At 65.4% G+C, this 315-nt stretch carries 1 protein-coding gene; it reads left to right on the plus strand.

The window, feature by feature from the left end; translation table 11 throughout:
• Positions 1-63 precede the first annotated feature (63 nt).
• Positions 64-315: MarR family EPS-associated transcriptional regulator (locus F2Q65_RS19340; protein ID WP_246156406.1), on the plus strand; the 252-nt coding region annotated here is incomplete at its 3' end.

Raw genomic sequence — 315 nt, forward strand, 5'->3', positions numbered from 1 at the left:
TCACGCACCTGACAACCAGACCCACGCAGCCCATGCCGGCAAGTGACAAGGCAGGGCGGTAGCGTGCCTGGAACCCCCCCCGCCGTGATGATCAAGGACGAACACCAATACCGCCTCCTGCGCCACCTGGAACAACACCCAGGCGCCAGCCAGCGCGAGCTGGCCAGGCTGGTGGGCTTGAGCCTCAGCAGCACCAACGACTGCCTGCGCGCGGTGATCGAGAAGGGCTGGGTGAAGGTGGAAAACTTCACCCGCAGCAAGACCAAGCAGCGCTACCTCTACCTGCTCACGCCCGAAGGCGCCCAGGCCAAGCTC

The organism is Thiohalocapsa marina (assembly GCF_008632335.1).
GTDB classification, from domain to species: Bacteria; Pseudomonadota; Gammaproteobacteria; order Chromatiales; family Chromatiaceae; genus Thiohalocapsa; species Thiohalocapsa marina.